The following is a 22,750-nucleotide window of genomic DNA, read 5'->3' on the forward strand; positions in this document are numbered from 1 at the left end:
GCTATTTTTATCAATAGATTAAATTCGAAAGAGGAGTTTGATGAAAGAATACTATACAATATCAGAAAAGAAACTTCCAATAATCGCGTTGCGTGGTTTGTGGTTGTTTCCAAATAATATCCAACATTTTGAAGTTGGAAGAGAAGTTTCATTAAATGCTTTAAATGCTAGTTTGCTCAGAAATTCTGAGATTTTTATTTGTACGCAAAAAGATCCAATGGTAGAAAACATTACAAAAGAAGATTTTTATCATACAGGAGTTCTTGCAAGTATCAAACAAACTATTAAAATGCCAAATGGAAATGTCAGAGTTTTGGTTGAAGCTTACGACAGAGCTAAAATCGTAGACTTTGTTGAAAACGACAGTTTCTTAGAAGCAAACGTAGAAGTTATGGAATACGATAAAACAAAATATCATCCTACAGATAAATCACTGACTATGATTAGGATGATTATTTCTTCGTTTGAAAGCCTGGCAGAAATCATCAAAAAACCATTACCACAAGATTTGCTTGGGGGACTTTTAAACGAAGAAGATCCAAGTTCTTTGATAGATACAATTTCAATGCTAATTTCATTAAATGACAAGGATTCAATTTTATTATTGGAAACTTTGGATATGGATGAAAGAATTGAGTTGGTGTACAAATTTGTAATAAAAGAAATTGAATTTTTGAAGATAAAAGAAGATATCGAACAAAGAACAAACAAAGAAATATCTGACACACAAAAAGAGTATTTTCTTCAAGAACAATTGCGTCAAATCAAGATGGAATTGGGTGAAGAATACGACATTGAAGACACAGATGATTATGCAAATAGAGTAAAGAAATTAAAACTTAAAAAAGATTCTGAAGAACACGTTTTAAAGGAAATCAACAGATTATCTTCTATGAATCCAAATAATCCTGAAAGCACAGTGATTAGAAATTATATCGATCAAGTATTGGATATTCCTTGGAACAAAAAATCAAAAAGTTCGATTGATTTAAAAGTTGCTGAAAAAGTTCTAAATGATGGTCATTTTGGACTTGAAGATGTTAAGAAAAGAATTTTGGAATATTTAGCTGTTAAGAAGATGACTGGATCATTAAAAGGACCTATCCTTTGTCTAGTTGGACCTCCAGGGGTTGGTAAAACTTCAATTGCAAGATCAATCGCTGAAGCAACTAATAGAAAATTCGTATCCATGAGACTTGGTGGCGTACGTGATGAAGCAGAAATCAGGGGTCACAGAAAAACTTACATCGGAGCAATGCCAGGAAGAATTATAACTCAATTGCAAAAAGCTAAGAAATTAAATCCAGTTTTCTTATTGGATGAAATTGACAAATTAGCATCTGATTTTAGAGGAGATCCTGCAAGTGCCTTGTTGGAAGTTTTAGATCCGGAACAAAACAGTGAATTTACAGATAATTACATCGAAATTCCAGTTGATCTGTCAGATGTATTATTTATCACTACTGCAAATTCACAAGAACAAATTCCAGATGCATTGTTAGACAGAATGGAAGTTATCAGAGTTACAAGTTATACAGATTATGAAAAATTTGAAATAGCTAACAGATATTTGCTTCCACGTCAATTAAAAGAAAATGGAATGGACAAATCCCAATTCCACATCACAAGAGATGCTATCTATACGATTATAAACAACTACACAAGAGAAAGTGGAGTAAGAGAGCTTGAAAGAAATATTGGAAAAGTAGTCAGAAAAGCCGTTGTGAAAATCGTAAGAGATGATGTTAAAAAAGTTGTCGTCAACAATAAAAATCTAGAAAAATTCTTGGGATCAAAATTAGTTTTAGATGATGAAATTCCAAGGGAAGACACAATAGGAGTTGTGAATGGTTTAGCGTGGACACAAGTTGGTGGAGTTATCCTGACAATTGAAGCGAATGTAATGGACGGTACAGGCAAAACTCAACTTACAGGAAAACTTGGAGATGTAATGAAAGAATCTGCAATGGCTGCAATTTCATACATCAGAAGTAACCAAGAGGATTTGGGTATAAAAGGAGAATTCTACAAAGAAAAAGATATTCATATTCATGTTCCAGAAGGTGCTGTTCCAAAAGATGGACCATCAGCAGGTGTTACAATGGTTACAGCGCTAGTAAGTGCATTGACAGGAAGAAAAGTAAAACACGATTTTGCAATGACTGGAGAAATCACACTTACAGGAAGAGTATTGGCAATTGGTGGAGTTAAGGAAAAAGTATTGGCTGCTCATAGATACGGAATTAATAAAGTTTTCTTGCCAAAAGAAAACAAAAGAGATATCCAAGACATTGATCCTAAAATTAGACAAAAAATCAAATTCTATTTTACAAATAATGTAAAAGAAATTTTGGATGAGGTATTAATATAATGAAAATAGGTGTAATAAGCGATACACATGGCTCTTTAGATAATACGAAAAAAGCTTTGGATATTCTAAAAGATTGCGACACGATTTTTCATTTGGGAGATGTTTTGTATCACGGACCACGCAATGCTCTTCCAGAAGATTACAATCCCAAAGATTTAGCAGTTATTTTCAAATCTATGGATAATGTGATATATACAAGAGGAAACTGCGATAGTGATGTGGATCAAATGGTTATTGAACACGATTTGACACAAAAACATAGAATCATAAATATTGGCAAATTTAGAATTTTCACAATTCATGGATACGAGGAAGATGAAGAAAAGAGAATTAGAATTGCTAAGGCCAATAATTGTGATATCGTAATAACAGGACACACTCATGTAAAAGTTTTGGAAGATAAAGAAGGCGTTATTTTGTTAAATCCAGGTAGTCCTTCTATTCCAAAAGACGGTGTAAAATCAGTTGCAATAATAGATGATGATGAAATCAAACTTATAGATACAGACTCAAACAAAGTTTTGTCATCTTTGAAAATATGAGGTCAATTAACTCAGAATTGAGTTGATTGACTGTTTAGTTAGGAAGTGAAAAAATGATTCTAATAGGCGCAAAAGACATAGAAAAATCTTTCTTAGATAAAAGTATCTTAGAAAATGTTACTTTTAATATTAACGACAATGATAAAATTGGAATCATAGGAATAAATGGTGCTGGTAAATCCACTTTGTTTAATATTTTGACAGGAGAATTGTCTAAAGACGGTGGAGACTTGTTCATCAAAAATGATATGAAAATAGGATACTTGAAGCAACATAATTCATTCGATTCGACTAATACTTTGTATGAAGAATGCTTGAGCGTTTTTTCAGAAGTATTGAGATTGGAGAACAAACTTCGAGAATACGAAAATCAAATGAAGGATACCGAAGATTTGGAAGATTTGATGAACAAATACCACAGAGATTTGGAAAGATTTGAATCAATGGGAGGATATCTCTACGATTCTGAAATCAAAGGCACACTAAAAGGTTTGGGATTTTCAGATGGTGATTTGGATAAAAATGTCACTAATTTCAGTGGTGGTCAAAAATCTCGAATAATGCTCGCAAAACTTCTTCTACAAAAATGTGACGTATTGTTACTAGACGAGCCTACTAACCATTTGGATATCAAAGCTATCGAGTTTTTGGAAACTTTTCTAAAAAATTATAAAGGTGCTTGCGTTATAATCTCTCACGATAGATATTTCTTAGATGGAATTGTAAACAGGATTTTTCACATGGAAAATAGGACCATCAAAACGTACGAGACAGATTACACTGGTTTTATGAAACAAAGAAAAATCTACATGGATATTCAACGTAAAACATACGAAAATCAGCAACGTGAGTACAAGAGACAACTTGAAATCGTCGAAAAATACACTAGCACTGATAATGCTAAGAAGAATAAACAAGGACAATCCAGAAAGAAACTGTTGGATAAAATGAAGCTTATGGATAAGCCAACGTATGATGATGGAACTTTTGGAATTAAATTCAAAATATCTTCACCAAGCGGCAAGGACGTTTTGATGGTTGAAGATTTGTCAAAAAAAATCGACGACAAGCTTATTTTTGAGAACTGTAACTTAGATATATATAAGGAAGAAAGAGTAGGACTTATTGGAGCAAATGGAGTTGGTAAAACGACTTTATTCAATATTATAACCAAAAATTTAAAACCAACTTCTGGAAAATTCAGGTTAGGTTCCAATGTAAACATCGGATATTTTGACCAAGAACAGATGTATTTGAACGATAAAAACACAATTATAGATGAAATTTGGGACGAATATCCTAAAATGACTCACTACGAAATCAGAAGTGCTCTTGCTATTATGAATTTCGTGGGAGACGATATTTTCAAACTTATTGAAGATTTGAGTGGTGGAGAAAAGGCGCGTGTATCGTTATTGAAGTTGATGCTTTCAAAATCAAACTTTTTGTTACTGGACGAACCTACTAACCACTTGGACATTGACTCAAAGGAAAGTTTGGAAGATTCTCTGATAAATTACGAAGGTACTGTTTTTGTAATTAGCCACGATAGATACTTCTTGAACAGAGTTTGTGATAAAATCATTGTGTTGGAAAAAGATAAAACGACTACTTTCCTTGGAAATTACGATTATTATCAAGAGAAAATCAATGATTTAAAAGTGGATAAAACAGAGGAAAGTTTGAACAAAACTGCAGCTTTGAAAGAAAAGAAAAAACAACGTGCTATCACAAATAATCTTAAAAAACTGAGAAAACAAATTGAAACGATTGAATCGAATATAGATAAAATTGACGAACGAATCAAAGAAATTGAAGATTTGTTTTGTCAAAATGATATTTACGATGATCCTCAAAAAATTCTTCAATTAAATGAAGAACTGGAACATCTTAACGCCGACAAAAATTCCTTGTATTCAGATTGGGAAGATAAACAATTGGAATACGAAGATTTTGATAAAAATTAAGGAGGGAAAACTTGGATTTTTTAGAAAAAAAATTTCGTCTATCTGAGAGGAAAACAGATGTAAAGACGGAATTAATGGCGGGATTTACTACATTTATGACTATGAGTTATATCTTGGCAGTCAATCCTCAAATGTTGAGTCAAACTGGAATGGACAAGGGTGGAGTTTTTACTGCTAGTGTTATTGCAAGTATTATTGCCATGGTTTGTATGGCTTTCTTAGCCAACTTGCCATTTGGTTTGGCACCAGGTATGGGGCTTAATGCATTTTTTACATTTACAGTTGTTAAAACACTAGGCTATACTTGGCAATTTGCTTTGACTGCAGTATTTTTGGAAGGTATTGTATTTTTAATTCTTTCATTATTTAAAGTAAGAGAAATGATTTTTGATGCGATTCCAATTAATTTGAAAAAAGCAGTTAGCTGTGGAATTGGCCTTTTCATAGCGCTAGTTGGTTTGGTAAATTCAGGAATTATTTTACAAGGTGAAGGTACTGTTTTACAATTGGGAAATCTCTTGAGCAGAGAAAGCGTAGTATTTATTGTAGGATTATTCATTATCGCTTTACTTTTGGCTAGAGAAATCAAAGGTGCGTTGATGTATGGGATTTTGGCTTCTACGACTTTAGCGTTGATTTTGGGAGTGTCAAAATACCAAGGCGGATCTCCAATAACATTGCCACCATCATTAGCTCCAGTAGCTTTTAAAATACAATTCGATAAAATATTTACTTTCGATATGTTCACTGTAGTATTCACATTCTTATTTGTAGATATTTTCGATACAGTAGGAACTTTGGTTGGAGTTAGTGCAAAAGCTGGTATGTTAGATGAACAAGGAAAATTAAAAGAAGCATCTCCTGCATTATTAGCAGACGCGATTGGAACAACAATGGGAGCTCTACTTGGTACAAGTACAGTAACTACATTTGTTGAATCGGCATCAGGAGTTGCAGAAGGTGGAAGAACAGGTCTAACAGCTTTGTCAACAGCGTTCTTTTTCTTCCTAAGCTTATTCTTGTTCCCTGTATTTGGAATGATTCCTGCACAAGCAACAGGACCTGCATTGGTAATCGTAGGATTATTTATGCTTAGCTCAATCAAAGAAATCGACTTTTACGATTATTCAGAAGCAATTCCTGCATTTATAACAATAATTGCGATGCCATTTTGTTATTCAATTGCAGAAGGAATTTCTTTTGGAATGATAAGCTACGTTTTGATAAAATTATTAGCAGGAAAAAGAAAAGATGTTTCTATTTTGATGTATATCTTGGCAATAGTATTCGTTTTAAGAATAATTTGGCCTTTATTTTAAACATTAAATAAAAATAGTAGTGCATGAAAAATGTGCTACTATTTTTTTGTTCAAAACTATTTCATAATTTAAAAATAAGTGTTATACTTTTATTGTAAACGATAACATAATTACAGAGAACACATAGATTTATGAAATTAATTGTTATAAAATCAAATAATTTAGCTAATAAAAAGAAGAAAAATAAAATAAGGAGGTTATAAATATAAGTAAAACGTCTTCTTTTTAAAAATAAAATCAAAGGAGTAAAAATATGAAGAAATTTGGCAAAAAAATATTAATGCTTTTAATGGCAATCGTAGTTTTAGTAACACCTACTTTTACAGTCGCAGTAAGACAAGAAGTACACAACGATAGAAACTATAATTGGTACATAGATCAAGGAAACACTGGCTGGGCTAGTAACTCAAATTGTGGTCCATCTTCAAGTGTAATGGTCGAAAAATGGTTCAATAGAAATACAATCGCGACAGCAGCAGGAGCAAGGGATCGTTATCCTATGCAAGGTGGATGGTGGTCAACAAACACTGTATCACAATATTTGAATGATCAAAGAATTCCAAATCGTACAATTGTATACAATGGAGAAGATACTTTGACAGATATATTGGATAATGGAAATATTGCAATTGTTTGTGTGAATACTGGATTTATTTCATTTAATAATAACAACAATTCAAATATCGGTAGATTTTACAACTACCAAGGAGGACATTTCTTAGTTGTAAAAGGATACACTTATATCAATAATAGATTGTATTTTGAAGTTTACGATCCAAACAATTGGGGAGAAATGTACTTTAATGGACAACCAAAAGGAAAAGACAGATTATACGCTGCAAATGAATTATCGCAATCAATTTTTAGATGGTGGGGAAATATTATAGTAATAGGATAAGAATGAGAGCCTTGAAATTAATTTTTCAAGGCTTTTTTTAATTCGAATCTTACTTATAGATTTTTCCTATAAGTAATGCTTGTTTTATTGAATAATTCTATAAATCAGAAAATAGTTTTGTTTGATGTTATAATGAAGATGGTGATAAATATGTATTATGTAGGAATTGATATAGGTTCAACTGCTTCAAAGGTAGTTGTTTTAGATGATTCAAAAAAAGAAATTCTTTTCAAAAAAGTTATGCCAACGGGCTGGAGCTCTGTTGAAACTAGTAAAACTATAAAAGAATGGCTAGAATCAAATGGAGTAAACGAAGATAATAGCAAAGTTGTCGCTACAGGATACGGGAGAGTTTCTGTTCCATTTGCGGACAAAGTCGTTACAGAAATAACATGCCATGCAAAAGGGGCAAGTTTCTTCAACGATACTGATATGACTATTATCGACATTGGAGGACAAGATACAAAAGCCATAAGTTACAAAAATGGTATGGTAGAAGATTTCATAATGAATGATAAGTGTTCTGCTGGTACTGGGAAATTTTTGGAAGTAATGGCAAATCGTCTTGGTGTTGGACTGGACGAAATGTTTGATTTGGCAAGAACTGGAAAAGATGTGAAAATTTCTTCGATGTGTACGGTTTTTGCTGAAACAGAAATCATTTCTCTAATTGGAAAAGGTACACCAAAAGAAGATATTGCTTGTGGTGTAATTAATTCTATCATTAATAAAGTGAAGACTTTGGTTCACAGACTTCCTGCTACGGATTATTATTTCTTAACTGGAGGTTTTTCGGGAAATGATTATATGACAGAACACTTGTCACAACTTTTGTCGGCAACCGTAGAAACAAATGAGAACGCAAGATTTGCAGGAGCGATAGGAGCAGCAGTCTTGGCAAGATAATGGATTATTTAGATATTAGAAAAAATGCATATATTGATGCACTCACTTTGAGAGAATCAACAACTGTTGTTTCATTGTGGGGCAGAGTTCCATGGGAAATCGTTGAGAGTTTTGGAGTCACAACAGTGTATTCTTATGGAATGGACAGGGAAGTCACAGAAGGTTATTCGGATAATAATTACTGTGATATGTTGAATTCTTCTTTTGCTTATTTGGAACTTGGAAGATGTCCTTTTATGTTTAGTTCATCGTTTTTCATAGTAGATGATAGTTGCAAAATTCGCTACGAAACTTTGAAAAAGAAAACTGACAAAGATGTTTTCGTCTACAAATACAGGGATTATAAATCTTTGATTGAGTATCTGGAAGACAAATTAGACAAAAAATTTGACGAAGAAAAATTTAATGATTTAATTGAAAAATCCAGAGAAATTTCATCTCTTATATTCAATCTCAGAAAATGCGATATTGATGAGAGAAGAATATACGAGGTGGAATATTTCTCAAAATTTATCTTCGACATCGACAAAAGAATAGAATTCATAAAAAAACATATAGATGATTCTTTTAGGGATAAATCATCTGTAAAACTTCAGGCAGCAGCTGGAGTGTACAAAAAATTTGATCAATTAATCAAAGAAGGCTATTTTTGTGAAGGCGAATATCACGATATTTTTACAAAAAAAGGGTTTGAATACATAGATGAAAAGTACAGAAGATTTGATTTCAAACCAGATTATGTTATTAATAACTGTAGCCAATTTGATTGTGATGATAATGTAATTACTTACTAGGGGGTATAAAAATGGCAGATTACAGAAAAATGTGGGAAGATTTAGGAATGGATGTCGATCAACACGACGTTTTGTGTGAAGTTTTACCACAAGCATTTGGTGATGTATATTTATCACAAGAAAATAGACCAGAAAAAATGGATTATTTCAACATGGTTGTTGCAGAAATCCACGGAATTAGACCAGCTGAATTAATCGAATTCCAAAAAAACGGCGGAAAAGTTGTAGGAACATTCTGTATTCACGTTCCTGACGAAGTAGTATTTGGATGCGGAGCTATTAATACTGGTTTGTGTTCAGGATCTCAATTCTGGGTACCAGGTGGAGAAAAATATCTTCCAACTGCTACATGTCCACTAATCAAGGCATCTTTGGGTGCTAGATTTGAAAAAACTTGTCCATTCTTCAGACTTGCAGATTTATTCGTCGGAGAAACAACTTGCGACGGCAAGAAAAAAGCATGGGAAATCATGTCAAAAGATGCTCCAATGTACATCTTTGATTTGCCGCAAATGAAAAGAGACAAAGACGTAGAATTCTTCAAAGATGAAGTTTATAGATATATCGACAGAATCGAAGAATTAACTGGCAACAAATTAACTCCAGAATCTCTTCATGATGCAATTGTTTTAATCAATAACAAAAGACGTGCAATGCAAAGATTGTGGGAATTCCGTAAATTAGATAATGTTCCAATCAGTGGTAAAGACTGTTTATTGATTTCTCAAATCGCATTCTACGATGATCCAACTAGATTTGCACAAAAAGTTAATGAATTGTGTGATGAATTGGACAAGAGAAAAGAACAAAACGTAAGCGTATACAAAAAAGGTGCTACAAGATTAATGTTAACAGGAACTCCATTGTCTATTCCAAACTGGAAGCTACACCACATCATTGAATCAAGTGGAGCAGCTGTTATATGTGAAGAAATGTGTACAGGTTCAAGATATTTCGAATTAACTGTAGATGAATCCGGCAAAACTATGGACGAAATGGTTGATCACTTAACAGACAGATACATGAAAGGTATTAACTGCGCATGTTACACTCCAAACACTGAAAGAGTTGACGACATCATCAGACTTGCAAAAGAATACAACGTTGATGGTGTAATCGATGTTAACTTAAAATTCTGTAACATTTACGATACAGAAGGTCACATTGTAGAAAAAGAACTTAAAGACCACAACATTCCAGTATTGGGAATTGAAACTGATTATACTGACGAAGACAGCGAACAATTGAAGACAAGAATTGAAGCATTCGTTGAAATGATTGAAAATGGCAGATAAAATGAACTACATCTTGTTCAAAGATGTGGCAAACGGACAAAAACTTTACGATTTAATCAAAGAAAATTCTATAAAAGCTACGATCGCACCAACGCCAAGAGTTTTGGATGTGTGTTGTGGGATTTCTATATTGTACGATAACTTGGAGGACAAACCAAAAATCGAAAAAATTATAGAAGAAAACAACATCGAAATCAAGGGCTTTCACGAAATAGAACGAGACATTAATCCTAACAGGATGAAGTTTCTGTAAATTGTAAAATCAAAAGAGCACACGCAGTGCTCTTTTTTGATGCTTGTGAAAAGCTTAAATATGGTAAAATAATAGTAGCAATAAAAAGGAGAATAAAATGAGAGCTGGAATTTTTCAATTTATGAATGATGCTGTTAAATTAATTAATAGTCGTTACAAATTCATAAACTTTGTTGCAGAAGAAACAAAAGAGTTTTTTAGTAAAGTTTTTGAAACGAACGAAGATGTTATTAATATTAACTCACGTGTAAAAAAAGAAGACAGCATCAAAGAAAAAATACTAAAACAAAATTATTATATAAAATGTAAAGACGTAGAGGAAGTGTTCAATCTATTTCCAGATTTGATTGGAGTTAGAATAGAATGTCGTTTCAACGAAAATGAAAAAGATTTGTACGAATATTTGAAAAGACTTTTTTATTACAAAGATGAAGACGGCTATTATTATTCTAAGTATGATATGAGAATCAGACTTAACCTAGATCAACCACAACCACAAAAACAAAAAAACGGGTTTGAAATTTATAAAATTGACGCTATTTTCGTAGAAAATGACGACATGAAAATCAATTTTGAAGTTCAAATCAAATCCATGGTCAATGTGTTCTGGGGAGAGGTAGATCATTCGATTTTGTACAAAAACTCAAACTACGTTATGACAGAAGATTTGATTCGTGATGTGATGTACTCCATTAAGAACAATCTAACTATAATCGACAAACAACTGAACAGTGTTTACAAAAAAATGATGACAGTGGAATCCAACGAAGATGATGCAACAAGACAACAATTTAAGAGCATCATAACAAAAATGATACACGATGGCTACATGCTCAAATTAAAATACAATTTAGGTTTTGTAATAGATATGAGAAATATTGCAAATGTAGTAAGCGATTATTTGTTTTCAATAATGGATGTTTTGGAGAAAAAACAATACGAAGAAAGATTGATCGACATATTAAACAAAGTCAATGCAATAAGTAACAAGCCAATTAGTTTTGGTGAATTGTATGATTTTTCGGATATGGAATTTGGAGATTACATTCACACTTCATTTGCACAGGGACTTAACAGCAGATTGGACAAGGACTTCAACTGGAATTTCTGTTTGTCGATATTATTTGCCCTTGATGACAGAGAAAACAACGAGATTTTTATGGATTTTGTGTATTATGTGATATATTCCATAAAAAAAGTCATCGAAAAAGAAATCAGCAACTGCAACATCAACCAAACTTACCAAGATATTTTGACGGATAAATTAATGAAAGAAAGCATAAAATATTTGTCGGAATCATATAATATTAATAATTTTTCACAAAATTCATTCGAAATAATAGGAGAAATCGTAGAAGAATTCGTAAAAGATGTGGAAAGCGTGGAAGACATTGAAAAACTAGACTTTTTAGCATTGAGAAACAAATTCTTGGAAAAATTTGAAGGAATCAAAAATGAAGATTAGATGTGGAACTGATATTCTAAGAGTTTCACGAATTGAAAACATAAAAAATCTGGATAAATTTATGCGAAAAGTCTTTACTGAACGAGAAATTTCATACATTGAATCGAAAAATCGTAATTATGAGACGATTACAGGGATGTTTTGTATCAAAGAGGCAGTGTCAAAAGCTTTGAAGACTGGAATTGGTAAAATGAGTTTTATGGATGTGGAGTCTATACATGATGACGGTTTAGTTGTAAAATTAAATACAGATAAATTTCCAAAAGTTTTAGATATTGATGCATCCATTTCTCACGATGAAGAATACGCAATAGCAATGTGCGTGTTGATGTTGGAGGATTAAAATGGATTTTACAATAAAAAAACGCGACCCTTTTTCCAATAAAGGAAACTACGGAAGAGTCTGCATAGTTGGTGGTTCGAACGGAATGTGTGGTAGCGTCTACTTGGCAAGCATGGCAGCACTTCGTTGTGGTAGTGGATTGGTTTACACAATTGTCCCTGAAATTATCTCGAAAATCATGCAAATTAAATCCGTTGAGAATATAATACTTCCACTTGAATGTGACGACAAAAAATTGAGTGATAATTCTATTTCTCAAGTTTTAGAATATATTTCCAATAAAAACTGTGTCGCAATTGGTTGCGGTATGGGAAAAGATGAATTAAATTACGAATTGATAAAAGCCGTACTCAAAAACTTCCATAAACCAGTTTTGATAGATGCTGATGGTCTAAATTCAATAAAAGACTTCAGTGATTTAGAATACGTTGATTATTCTGTTGCTATAACTCCACATCCACTGGAATTTAGTAGACTTTCGGGATTGGATGTAGAATATATCAATCAAAATCGTGAGAAAGTAGCTACGGATTTTTCAAAAAAACACAAATGCATTGTAGTTCTCAAAGGTCATCACACAATTGTCGCCAAAAATGACGAAATTTATGTAAACAATACAGGAAACGCTGGAATGGCAACAGCTGGAAGTGGAGATTGTTTGTCTGGAATTATTGCAAGTTTTATGCACAACACAGATGTGTTCGAAGCTTGTAAATTGGGAGTGTATATTCACGGACTAGCTGGAGATTTTGCAAAACAAAAAATAGGAGAGGACAGCATTATTGCATCGGATATTATTAGAAATTTACCGGAAGCGATTAATGCTTGTAAGGAGAAATAATGTTTAAATATCAAAGTTATTTGAAGGTTGATTTGGACAAATTAAAACACAATTACAAAGAAATCAAAAACATAAGCAATTTAGTCAAAATGTGTGCCGTAGTTAAGGCCAATGCTTATGGACAAGGCGCAGCATTTATTACAAAAGAATTGGAATATTTGGGAATAGATTACTTTGCAGTATCCAATATAAATGAAGCCTTGGAACTTCGCAAAAATGGAATATTCAAACCAATTATGATTTTAGGATACATTTCCAATGAAAACATTGAAGTCGCCATCAAAAACAATATCGAATTAACAGTTTACGATTATGAAACTGCAGTTGAAATCAATAACGTTGCAAAAAGTTTGAATAAAATATGCAAAGTTCACATCAAAATCGACACAGGAATGACAAGATTAGGATTTCAAATTAGACTTGACAAAGATAAATGCTTGGAAGAAATATTCAAAATTTATAAAATGGATAATGTAGTGTTGCAAGGAATTTACAGTCATTTTTCAGATGCTGATAGCGAAGATTATTCCTATACCAAAGAACAATACAATACATACATTGGTTTTATGATTGATGTGGAAAACAGAGGAATAACTGTTCCAATAAAACACATAGCAAATGATGCTGGAGCGATAATTCACGGATATTACTTGGATATGATAAGATGCGGAATTGGACTTTATGGATATCATGCATCAGATTATGTAAGAGAAAATTCTAGGCTAAATCTGGAAGAAATATCTTCGCTTTACACTACAGTGTCAATGATTAAAACAGTTCCAAAAGGAACAGACATCGGATACGGAAGAACATTCACGACAAACTCTGAAACAGTAGTTGCAACAGCTACAATAGGTTATGCTGACGGTTATCCTTTGGAATTATCCAACAAAGCTTATGTGATTATCAACGGCAAAAAAGCAAAAATTTTGGGAAAAGTCTGCATGGACCAAATTATGATAGATGTATCTTTCATTAGAGATGTAAAAGTCGGCGACAAAGTTTTGTTATTCGGAAAAGATGACATGGGAGAAATATCATTGTATGATTTGGCAGAAATGGCAAACACAAATGTCTATGAGCTTTTGTGTAGAGTTACAATGAGAATTCCTAGAATTTATACTAGAAATGGAAAAGTCGTAGAAGTGTGCGACTATTTACAAAAAATCAACTAATCTTAGCCCAGCTTTTAAGTTGGGCAAGTTTATTATATTGATTTCTTGAAGTGTTTTGGATATAATAAAAATAGTTCTTAAAATAGCGAAGAGTTTATAGGGTGAGTTTATGAAAGTAAAAAGAGGAGACATATTTTACGCAGACTTAAGCCCTGTTGTTGGATCTGAGCAGGGTGGTGTAAGACCTGTCGTTGTTGTTCAAAATGATGTGGGAAACAAATACAGTCCAACCGTAGTCATAGCAGCTATTACTTCACAAATAAATAAAGCGAAATTACCAACACATGTTGCAATAGAACGATCCAAGTACGGTTTACCGAAAAATTCAGTTATTTTAGCTGAACAAATAAGAACTATTGATAAAAAAAGGCTTCGTGAAAAAGTAGGTAGCTTTGATGATAGAGTTCTGATAAAGTTGGATGAAGCTTTAAAAATATCTGTGGGTATATAATCTAAACTACATATTTTATAAAAAAGTTATCAAATTTGATTTGGTAGCTTTTTTTGTATATAATTTAAGCTATGGAAAATTACGATATTTTTAGATTAAACAACTTTTTAATATACAAAAAAACAGGAACAGATGGATTAAGCATCTACGATTGGAACAAGAAAAAATTCGCATTCAAAAACGAAAATAGCGAACAAGAACTTCTTAAAATTAACGACATATACATCAACGACAGAAATAGTGACATCGAACTTATCGACCTAGTGGAACGTGAACAAGAAAACTCATTTTCTTCAGTTGTGAATTACTACAGCGATATGAGCGAAGTACAACTTCACAAAAAGACGATACTATATCTAATTAAAGACAAAGATTTTGATATGTTACAAGATTTGTTCGATAAAATCGAAGATGATCAATCATATTCCTATCTATTCGTATACGCAATCAAAAAACTCATACAATATGGAAATAGTCCATCATTATTAAAAGGAAAAATCCAATTAACAGAAGAAAACCAAGAAATAGTCACAACCTTATCAATAAGCATGATATCAGATGCATTGTTAAAATATTTTGATTATTTCAAGAAGTTTTTCATCTTCACATCCAATTACGTGTTCACAATAGATGTCAGAACGTATATACTTATGAATTACATGACTAAATTCATAGCAAAATGGAGAGAGTTTCTATACAAATACTCAAAAGTCGACGACAAAGAATCCACATTCAAATTAATCAACGATTACGTAATCATGCTTTCACAAAGCTTGGACAATGATAATTACTCAATTGAAATGGAAAAAGAAATTATATCAGAAACCAAGAAATATTTGAACGAAGAAGATTATACGAATGTGTTCAAAAACTTGTCATCAATACACGATTCGTATTATTTTATACTTTTCGTAGAAGAACTTATCAAACAAGACAAAGACAAAACATTTGAAAAAGTGTGGGAAATTTATCGAAAGAGATTAAAAAGCACATACAAAGACAAAAAATACATGAATATTGTTATGGAAATCAAATCATTTGAAGCTAGAAACGATGACTTGTACCAATATTTGAAGAAAAACATAGAGAAAACATTCAAAAAAAGAACAAAGCTATTAGAAATATTAAAATTCGTAGATAAATTGGATTTTAAATAAAATATTAGAGAGAATGAACAGGGACATTAAAACGTCTCTGTTTTTCTAGTTCATATTATAATTTCGAAAAAGAAACTAATTAGTATTACTAAAAAACAATTACTTATAGATTTTTTAAATAAATGAAATTAATAACCGAATATTGATGAAATAGAGATTAAATCGAAGTGAACAATAACGAATATCATTAATATAGCAATAAATAAGATGAATAGCGACAATTTATTAGTAAATTAAATAAGTAAATTCTTGACAATGAAATCTATTAAAGGTAATATTAATTAATAGCAAGACTTTTATTTAAATATTATGAAAACGTTACGCGGTTTAATTCTATACTAAAAAAACAAAAAAATATCATTTAAACTAATATCGACAAATTAGAAGTCAAATATCAAATAAATTGTAATTTTTATATTTTAATATCAAAAGGAGTGAGAATTAGCGTGAAAAACAATAGGGAAAGAGAACACATTTGTATAAGTTATAAAAAGAAAAAATTAATTAACTTTATTACTAAAACAATACTTAGTTTAATTTTCTTAACTTTTAGTTCTGGATTTACATATTCAAATAATGTACAGAAAGTACCTGATTATATAGAAGAGGATATTTTAAAAGGAAATATTAAATTAGAAGATAAAACTAATGTTAATTTAAAGAGTAAAATATCACAAGAAGAGTATGAAAAGACTATAAAAGAAGTAGAAAATTTTTTACTAGAAAATCATGTGATTTTTAATAATACGTCAAGAGAGGAATTTTCGATAGAATGCGACAAATTTATTAAAAATAAAAAAGAGCACACAATAATAGATACTCTGGTGGATTTAAAGCTTATAATATCTAGTTTAAAGCAAGGACATCTAGGGCTTGAATCTAATTATTTCACTGAAATTTTGCCAATAAAACTATCAGAATTTTCAGACGGAGTGTACATAACTACAAGTTATAAAAATGATATTGATATATTAGGAAGTAAACTTTTAGGGATAAACGATATTTCAATTACAGAAGTTGAAAGTAAATTATTTAAATACGCCTATGGAGAAAACAAAAATTTTAGACATATAAGTTCAATTGGCAATTTAGTGATATTAGATATGTTAAAGAGGGAAAATATAGTAAAAGGACAAAAAATAAAATTAAAACTTAAAAAAAATGGTAAGATATTTTATAAAAATATTAATATCTATAAAATTGAAGATTGGCAATATGGTAAAATTGATTCAGATTATTCAGGCATGTACTTTGTAGATGTAAAAAAAATGTACGACAAGATTAACCAGGTTTATTATAGAACTATTATTCCTTTACGTAAGATAAATTTAACTGAAAAAAATTTTTATACTGAAAGTAGAAACAAAGACTTAATAATTTATTATAATTCATGTAAAGATAACGCAGAATTTGACATGTATAATTTTTCAAGAGAGATAAATGAAAAATTACATATAAATAAACCTGAGAAAATTGTTATAGACTTAAGATTTAATCTTGGAGGTTTGTCTGAATTATATTCTAAAATATTAAAGGAAATAGAATTATATCAAATAAAAAATCCAAATACAAAGATAAAAGTATTGATAAGTAATAAATCATATTCAGCAGCGGGATTTGCAACAATAGAAACAATTAGAAAACTGGATAATGTTGAAATAATAGGAAATGATTCAGGATTTACTATAAAAACTACAACAGGAGTTGATAGTTTATTATATATAAAAAATCTAAAAGCGTATTGCCAGTATGCAAGGATTTTAGTAAGTCAAAATTATGAGAAGGAAGATGTATTTAAACACAATTACAAAAACTATGATTATGAAGGTGATATGCTTACACCAGACTTTCACGCAGAACAATCTTTTGCAGATTACATGATAGGAAATGACCCTGTAATGAATTATGCATTGAGAGATGAAGGAGATAGTTCTTTATTTAATAAAATCAAGTCTATTTTTAATTAATAAGACAAAGCAGGTAGTTGGAAAATAACATTAACTAAAAATAAATTTACCGAAATGGCATAAAATTCAAGGAGAGAAAAATATGAAAATTTTAATAGACGGTAGAAATCACGAAGCAGGAACAAGTGGAAGTGGAGTTTGTAGCATAAACGAAGCTTCTTGTTGGAATAACAAATTCAACTGTTATGGAACTTCAGTATGTGTTCCAGAATTATAATAAAGGTAATGGATATGTTGCAAAGACAAACGTTAAGTAAAAAAATAAAATTAGTAGTGGTTATGATTTTCTTTATAACAACTACTGGATTTACATATTCAAATAATATAGAAGATGTGCCTGATTATATAAAAGAAGATCTTTTAGAAAATATTAACTTAAAAGATAAAATTCATGTTAATTTAAATACTAAAATATCACAAGAAGAGTATGAAACTACAATAAAAGACGTAGAAAATTTTTTGAAAGAAAATCATGTGATTTTTAATAATACGTCCAGAGAGGAATTTTCGGCAGAATGCGAGAAATTCATTAAAAATAAAAAAGAACACACGATAATAGATACTCTACTGGATTTAAGGGTTCTAATATCAAGTTTAAAGCAAGGACATCTTGGATTTGGTTCAGGGTATTTTACTGAATTTTTGCCGATTGATTTAATGATGTTTCCAGATGGATATTATATAAGTAAAAGTGAAAATAAAAATAGTGATATGCTTGGAAGTAAACTTTTGGCAATAAATAATACTTCAATTGGAGATGTTGAAACTAAAATATCCAAATATTTTCAAAGTGAAAATAAGAATTTATCAAGAACAAATATAATTAGTAATATAAGAATAGTGGATAATTTAAAAAGAGAAGGTATAGTAAATAATCAAGTAATAAAACTTAAATTAGAAAAAAACGGGAAAATATTTTATAAAAATATAATACCCACTAAATATGAAAATTGGGAATTTGGTAAAATAAATTCTAAATATACAGATTTTTATTTTTTTAATATATATGAAATTTTAAAAATAACTAAAAATCCTAATTTCACAAGTATCAGACCATTAGATATAATAAATTTAACTGAAAGGAATTTTTATTCTGAAATAAAAAATAAAGATCTAATAATTTATTATAATTCATGCTTTGAGAATACAGAATATAGTACATATAATTTTACTAAAGAAATAAATGAAAAATTATATAAAAACAAGCCTTATAAAATAGTCATTGATTTGAGATTTAATGGAGGCGGTTTTCTAAAAAATTATCTTAGCATATTTAAAGAAATTGCGTTATATCAAATAAAAAATCCAAATACAAAGATAAAAGTATTGATAAGTAATAAATCATATTCGGCAGCGGGACTTGCAACAATAGAAACAATGAGAAAACTAGATAATGTTGAAATAATAGGAAATGATTCAGGATTTACCATAAAAACTACTACTGGAGTTGATAGTTTATTTTATATAAAAAATCTAAAAGCTTATTGTCAGTACGGAAAAATATTAGTAAGTCAAAATTACGAAAAGGAAGATGTATTTAAGCATAATTACAAAAATTATGATTACAAGAATGATATGCTTACACCAGATTTCTATGCAGAGCAATCATATGCAGATTACATGATAGGAAATGATCCGGCAATGAATTATGCACTTAGAGATGAAGGAGATATTTCTTTGATTGATAAGATAAAACAAATTTTTAAATAATAGGAATAAAAATATGTAGTTGGAGAATAGAATTCTCTTTTAGTAGGAGGAAAAAATTATGAAGGTATTTATGGATGGAAGAAATCATGGAGCAGGAACAAATAGTAGTAGTCCGTGTTCAACAGCTAGTGGAGGATGTAGCATAAACAAAGGTGGTTGTGTAAATAACAATCCTTGTGGTTCAAATAGTTGCGGAAATTTTATGTACCGATATCATTCTGCTGGACTGTTAAGGTATTTGGATATGATCCGAAAAATAGTTCAAATGTTTAAAAGATTTCTTAACAAATTAGTAGTAGTTATGATAATAATCATAACTACTACTGGATTTACTTATTCGAATAATGTACAAGAAGTACCTGAATATATACGTGAAAATATTGAAAAAGGAAATATCAATTTAGAAGACAAAATTACTGTTGATTTGAAAACTAAAATCTCACAAGAAGAGTACGAAAAGACTATAAAAGATGTAGAAAATTATTTGAAAGAAAATCATGTGATTTTTAATAAAACTTCTAGGGAAGAATTTTCAAAAGAATGCGATAAATTCATTAAAAATAAAAAAGAACACACGATAATAGATACTCTATTGGATTTAAGGGTTCTAATATCAAGTTTAAAGCAAGGACATCTTGGATTTGGATCAGGATATTTTACTGAATTATTACCGATTGATTTAATGATGTTTCCAGATGGATATTATATAAGTAAATGTGAAAATAAAAATAGTGATATGCTTGGAAGTAAACTTTTGTCAATAAATAATACTTCAATTGGAGATGTTGAAACTAAAGTATCCAAATATTTTCAAAGTGAAAATAAGAATTTATCAAGAACAAATATAATTAGTAATATAAGAATAGTGGATAATTTAAAAAGAGAAGGTATAGTAAATAATCAAGTAATAAAACTTAAATTAGAAAAAAACGGGAAAATATTTTATAAAAATATAATACCCACTAAATATGAAAATTGGGAATTTGGTAAAATAATTTCTAAATATACAGACTTTTATTTTTTTAATATGTCTGAAATTTTAAAAATAACGAAAAATCCTAATTTTGTTAGTGTCAGACCACTAGATATAATAAATTTAACTGAAAGGAATTTTTATTCTGAAATAAAAAACAAAGATTTAATAATTTATTATAATGCATGCCTTGAGAATACAGAATATAGTATATATAATTTTACTAAAGAAATAAATGAAAAATTATATAAAAACAAGCCTTCTAAAATAATTGTTGATTTGAGATTTAATGGAGGAGGGAGCACTTTAATCTACCATAATATAATAAGAGAGATATTATTATATCAAAGAAGATGTCCAAATATAAAAATAAAAATATTGATAAGTAATAAGTCATATTCGGCAGCGGGATTTGCGACAATAGAAACAATGAGAAAGTTGAATAATGTTGAAATAATAGGCACGGGTTCAGGATTTACTATTAAAAATACAACTGGAAGTGATAGCTTATTATACATAAAAAATCTAAAAGCTTATTGTCAGTACGGAAAAATATTAGTAAGTCAAAATTACGAAAAGGAAGACGTATTTAAGCATAATTACAAAAATTATGATTACAAGAATGATATGCTCACACCAGATTTCTATGCAGAACAATCATTTTCAGATTATATGATAGGGAATGACCCTGCGATGAATTATGCACTTAGAGATGAAGGAGAAAGTTCTTTGATTAATAAGATAAAACAAATTTTTAAATAATAGAAATAAAAATATGTAGTTGAAGAATAGAATTCTCTTTTAATAGGAGGAAAAAATTATGAAGGTACTTATGGATGTAAGAAATCATGGATCAGGATCAAATAGTATATTAAAAATGTTCATAGCTATAATTTTAATTATAACTATGACATCTTTTAATTATAAAGATTTCATAGTCGAGAGTAACCCAGATGATATGTACGAATATCTTATTTTAAACAAATATAAAAAAATCGACAATATAAATATTGATTACAAAAAAGAATTGACACAAGAAAAATTTATTAATCAAGTAAAAGCAGTACGAGATTTTATGAATGAAAATCAATGTTTTTATGAATTGGGAAACAAAGAAGAAATTACAAGAAAATTCAATGAATTATTGGAGAAACCAGAAGGTCACACAATAGAAGACTTGCAATTGGAACTTATGAAAATAATGACTAATTATAAGCAAGGGCATATTACTACATACAATACTTCTAATGATAAGTATCTTCCAATAATAATAGGAAGTTATAAAAACAAATATTATATAATTGCTAGCGAAAAGGAATATTCTGAGTTATTAGGTAGTGAAATATTAAAAATAAACAACATACCTATTCAAGAAATAAAAGATAAAGTATCAAAATACGTATCTTATGAGAATGATACATTCAAAAATATAAAAACCATTAATTACATGAATTGTTACAATATATTAGAAAAAGAAAAAATTGTAAATTCAAATGAAATTAAAATTACTATAAACAGTGGAAAGATTACAACATACAAATTACCGGTTAAAAATACTAAAAATAAAAGCGTTACACAAGTAATTATGGATAGTGGGAATGATATAGTCTTTCCAAATATTTCGCAAAAATATTTTAATAACTTTGAAAAAATAAAACCACTAAATAAAACTTATTTCACAGATAAGCTTTTTTATACTGAGGGAAAAGGCGATAATCTGATAATAAGATATAATTCATGTACCGAAAATGATAAATATAAAATAGATGAATTTACTAAAGAGATTTTTCAGAAGTTAGATTCGCATAAGTATAAGAATATTATATTTGACTTAAGATATAATACAGGAGGAGATTCAAGATTACTAATACCTATAATATTAAAAGTGAAAGCTTATAATAGAGAAATATATAGATCTAATATTAAAGTATTAATAGGGAAAAGCACTTATTCATCAGCTGGGGACAATTCACTACATATTCTTAGATATATAGATGATGTTGAAGTAATTGGAGAGAATGGGGGATTTCCAATAAATACTGGAAGTGGAAATATGAATACTTTTTATTTGAAAGATACGTATATTATATCCACTTACTGTAAAACAGTTTTTTTTAATGATTACACATTGGAGGATGTATGCAATCATAATTACAGAAATTACGACTTTAATGAAAACATGATGACACCGGACTTTCGTGCAGAGCAATCATTTGCAGATTACATGATAGGAAATGACCCTGCGATGAATTATGCACTTAGAGATGAAGGAAATAATTCACTTATTGATAGGATAAAGGATATATTCAACTAGACATATAGG

20 protein-coding genes are annotated in these 22,750 nt (G+C 29.9%); all 20 read left to right on the forward strand.

What is annotated here, in order from left to right:
• The first annotated feature begins 40 nt into the window (after positions 1-40).
• The 20 genes from lon to ACU68W_RS07235 all read left to right on the forward strand — a co-directional run bounded on the left by lon (position 41) and on the right by ACU68W_RS07235 (position 22,741).
• On the forward strand, positions 41-2,371 hold the full coding sequence (lon, locus tag ACU68W_RS07140) for an endopeptidase La (protein ID WP_227904951.1): 2,331 nt from the start codon (positions 41-43) through the stop codon (positions 2,369-2,371).
• Positions 2,371-2,913, forward strand: coding sequence for a phosphodiesterase (gene yfcE, locus ACU68W_RS07145; protein ID WP_311437415.1), 543 nt, complete (start codon positions 2,371-2,373; stop codon positions 2,911-2,913). Before lon ends, yfcE begins: the two co-directional genes overlap by 1 nt.
• Before the next feature lie 53 nt (positions 2,914-2,966).
• Positions 2,967-4,880, forward strand: a complete 1,914-nt coding sequence (locus ACU68W_RS07150; protein ID WP_446756330.1) for an ABC-F family ATP-binding cassette domain-containing protein — start codon at positions 2,967-2,969, stop codon at positions 4,878-4,880.
• 11 nt (positions 4,881-4,891) lie between these two features.
• Positions 4,892-6,199 carry an NCS2 family permease gene (locus ACU68W_RS07155; protein ID WP_446756331.1) on the forward strand — a complete coding sequence of 436 codons (1,308 nt, stop codon included), beginning with the start codon at positions 4,892-4,894 and terminating at the stop codon, positions 6,197-6,199.
• A gap of 253 nt (positions 6,200-6,452) precedes the next feature.
• Complete coding sequence (locus tag ACU68W_RS07160; RefSeq protein ID WP_446756332.1) at positions 6,453-7,097, forward strand: hypothetical protein; 645 nt, start codon at positions 6,453-6,455, stop codon at positions 7,095-7,097.
• 150 nt (positions 7,098-7,247) lie between these two features.
• Positions 7,248-8,003, forward strand: a complete 756-nt coding sequence (locus ACU68W_RS07165) for an acyl-CoA dehydratase activase (RefSeq protein ID WP_035109100.1) — start codon at positions 7,248-7,250, stop codon at positions 8,001-8,003.
• Positions 8,003-8,797 (forward strand): 2-hydroxyacyl-CoA dehydratase, encoded by a 795-nt coding sequence (locus tag ACU68W_RS07170; RefSeq protein ID WP_446756333.1) that lies wholly within the window; start codon positions 8,003-8,005, stop codon positions 8,795-8,797. The genes ACU68W_RS07165 and ACU68W_RS07170 overlap by 1 nt, the downstream gene beginning before the upstream one ends.
• An 11-nt stretch (positions 8,798-8,808) precedes the next feature.
• Complete coding sequence (locus ACU68W_RS07175) at positions 8,809-10,092, forward strand: double-cubane-cluster-containing anaerobic reductase (protein WP_316449820.1); 1,284 nt, start codon at positions 8,809-8,811, stop codon at positions 10,090-10,092.
• Positions 10,082-10,345, forward strand: a complete 264-nt coding sequence (locus ACU68W_RS07180) for a DUF3343 domain-containing protein (protein WP_002835117.1) — start codon at positions 10,082-10,084, stop codon at positions 10,343-10,345. The genes ACU68W_RS07175 and ACU68W_RS07180 overlap by 11 nt, the downstream gene beginning before the upstream one ends.
• A 97-nt stretch (positions 10,346-10,442) precedes the next feature.
• Positions 10,443-11,810 (forward strand): GTP pyrophosphokinase, encoded by a 1,368-nt coding sequence (locus ACU68W_RS07185; RefSeq protein ID WP_446756334.1) that lies wholly within the window; start codon positions 10,443-10,445, stop codon positions 11,808-11,810.
• Positions 11,800-12,153 carry a holo-ACP synthase gene (acpS, locus tag ACU68W_RS07190; RefSeq protein WP_094206039.1) on the forward strand — a complete coding sequence of 118 codons (354 nt, stop codon included), beginning with the start codon at positions 11,800-11,802 and terminating at the stop codon, positions 12,151-12,153. Before ACU68W_RS07185 ends, acpS begins: the two co-directional genes overlap by 11 nt.
• 1 nt (position 12,154) lies before the next feature.
• Positions 12,155-12,994, forward strand: a complete 840-nt coding sequence (locus ACU68W_RS07195; RefSeq protein ID WP_316537639.1) for an NAD(P)H-hydrate dehydratase — start codon at positions 12,155-12,157, stop codon at positions 12,992-12,994.
• Positions 12,994-14,169, forward strand: a complete 1,176-nt coding sequence (gene alr, locus ACU68W_RS07200; RefSeq protein WP_094207436.1) for an alanine racemase — start codon at positions 12,994-12,996, stop codon at positions 14,167-14,169. Before ACU68W_RS07195 ends, alr begins: the two co-directional genes overlap by 1 nt.
• A 109-nt stretch (positions 14,170-14,278) precedes the next feature.
• Positions 14,279-14,620, forward strand: a complete 342-nt coding sequence (locus ACU68W_RS07205) for a type II toxin-antitoxin system PemK/MazF family toxin (RefSeq protein WP_002835111.1) — start codon at positions 14,279-14,281, stop codon at positions 14,618-14,620.
• Positions 14,621-14,691: 71 nt separating this feature from the next.
• On the forward strand, positions 14,692-15,777 hold the full coding sequence (locus tag ACU68W_RS07210; RefSeq protein ID WP_278726208.1) for a phage tail protein: 1,086 nt from the start codon (positions 14,692-14,694) through the stop codon (positions 15,775-15,777).
• 446 nt (positions 15,778-16,223) lie between these two features.
• A complete protein-coding gene (locus ACU68W_RS07215; protein WP_242428022.1) occupies positions 16,224-17,744 on the forward strand; it encodes a hypothetical protein in 1,521 nt (506 codons plus the stop codon).
• Between the two features lie 82 nt (positions 17,745-17,826).
• Positions 17,827-17,961 carry a hypothetical protein gene (locus ACU68W_RS07220; protein WP_275542316.1) on the forward strand — a complete coding sequence of 45 codons (135 nt, stop codon included), beginning with the start codon at positions 17,827-17,829 and terminating at the stop codon, positions 17,959-17,961.
• A 62-nt stretch (positions 17,962-18,023) separates the two neighbouring features.
• Positions 18,024-19,454 carry a S41 family peptidase gene (locus ACU68W_RS07225; protein ID WP_446756335.1) on the forward strand — a complete coding sequence of 477 codons (1,431 nt, stop codon included), beginning with the start codon at positions 18,024-18,026 and terminating at the stop codon, positions 19,452-19,454.
• A gap of 58 nt (positions 19,455-19,512) precedes the next feature.
• Positions 19,513-21,189 carry a S41 family peptidase gene (locus ACU68W_RS07230; RefSeq protein ID WP_446756336.1) on the forward strand — a complete coding sequence of 559 codons (1,677 nt, stop codon included), beginning with the start codon at positions 19,513-19,515 and terminating at the stop codon, positions 21,187-21,189.
• Between the two features lie 58 nt (positions 21,190-21,247).
• Complete coding sequence (locus ACU68W_RS07235) at positions 21,248-22,741, forward strand: S41 family peptidase (protein ID WP_094223678.1); 1,494 nt, start codon at positions 21,248-21,250, stop codon at positions 22,739-22,741.
• Positions 22,742-22,750: the final 9 nt, after the last annotated feature.

It is taken from the genome of Finegoldia sp. P2-F-LR (assembly GCF_052932265.1).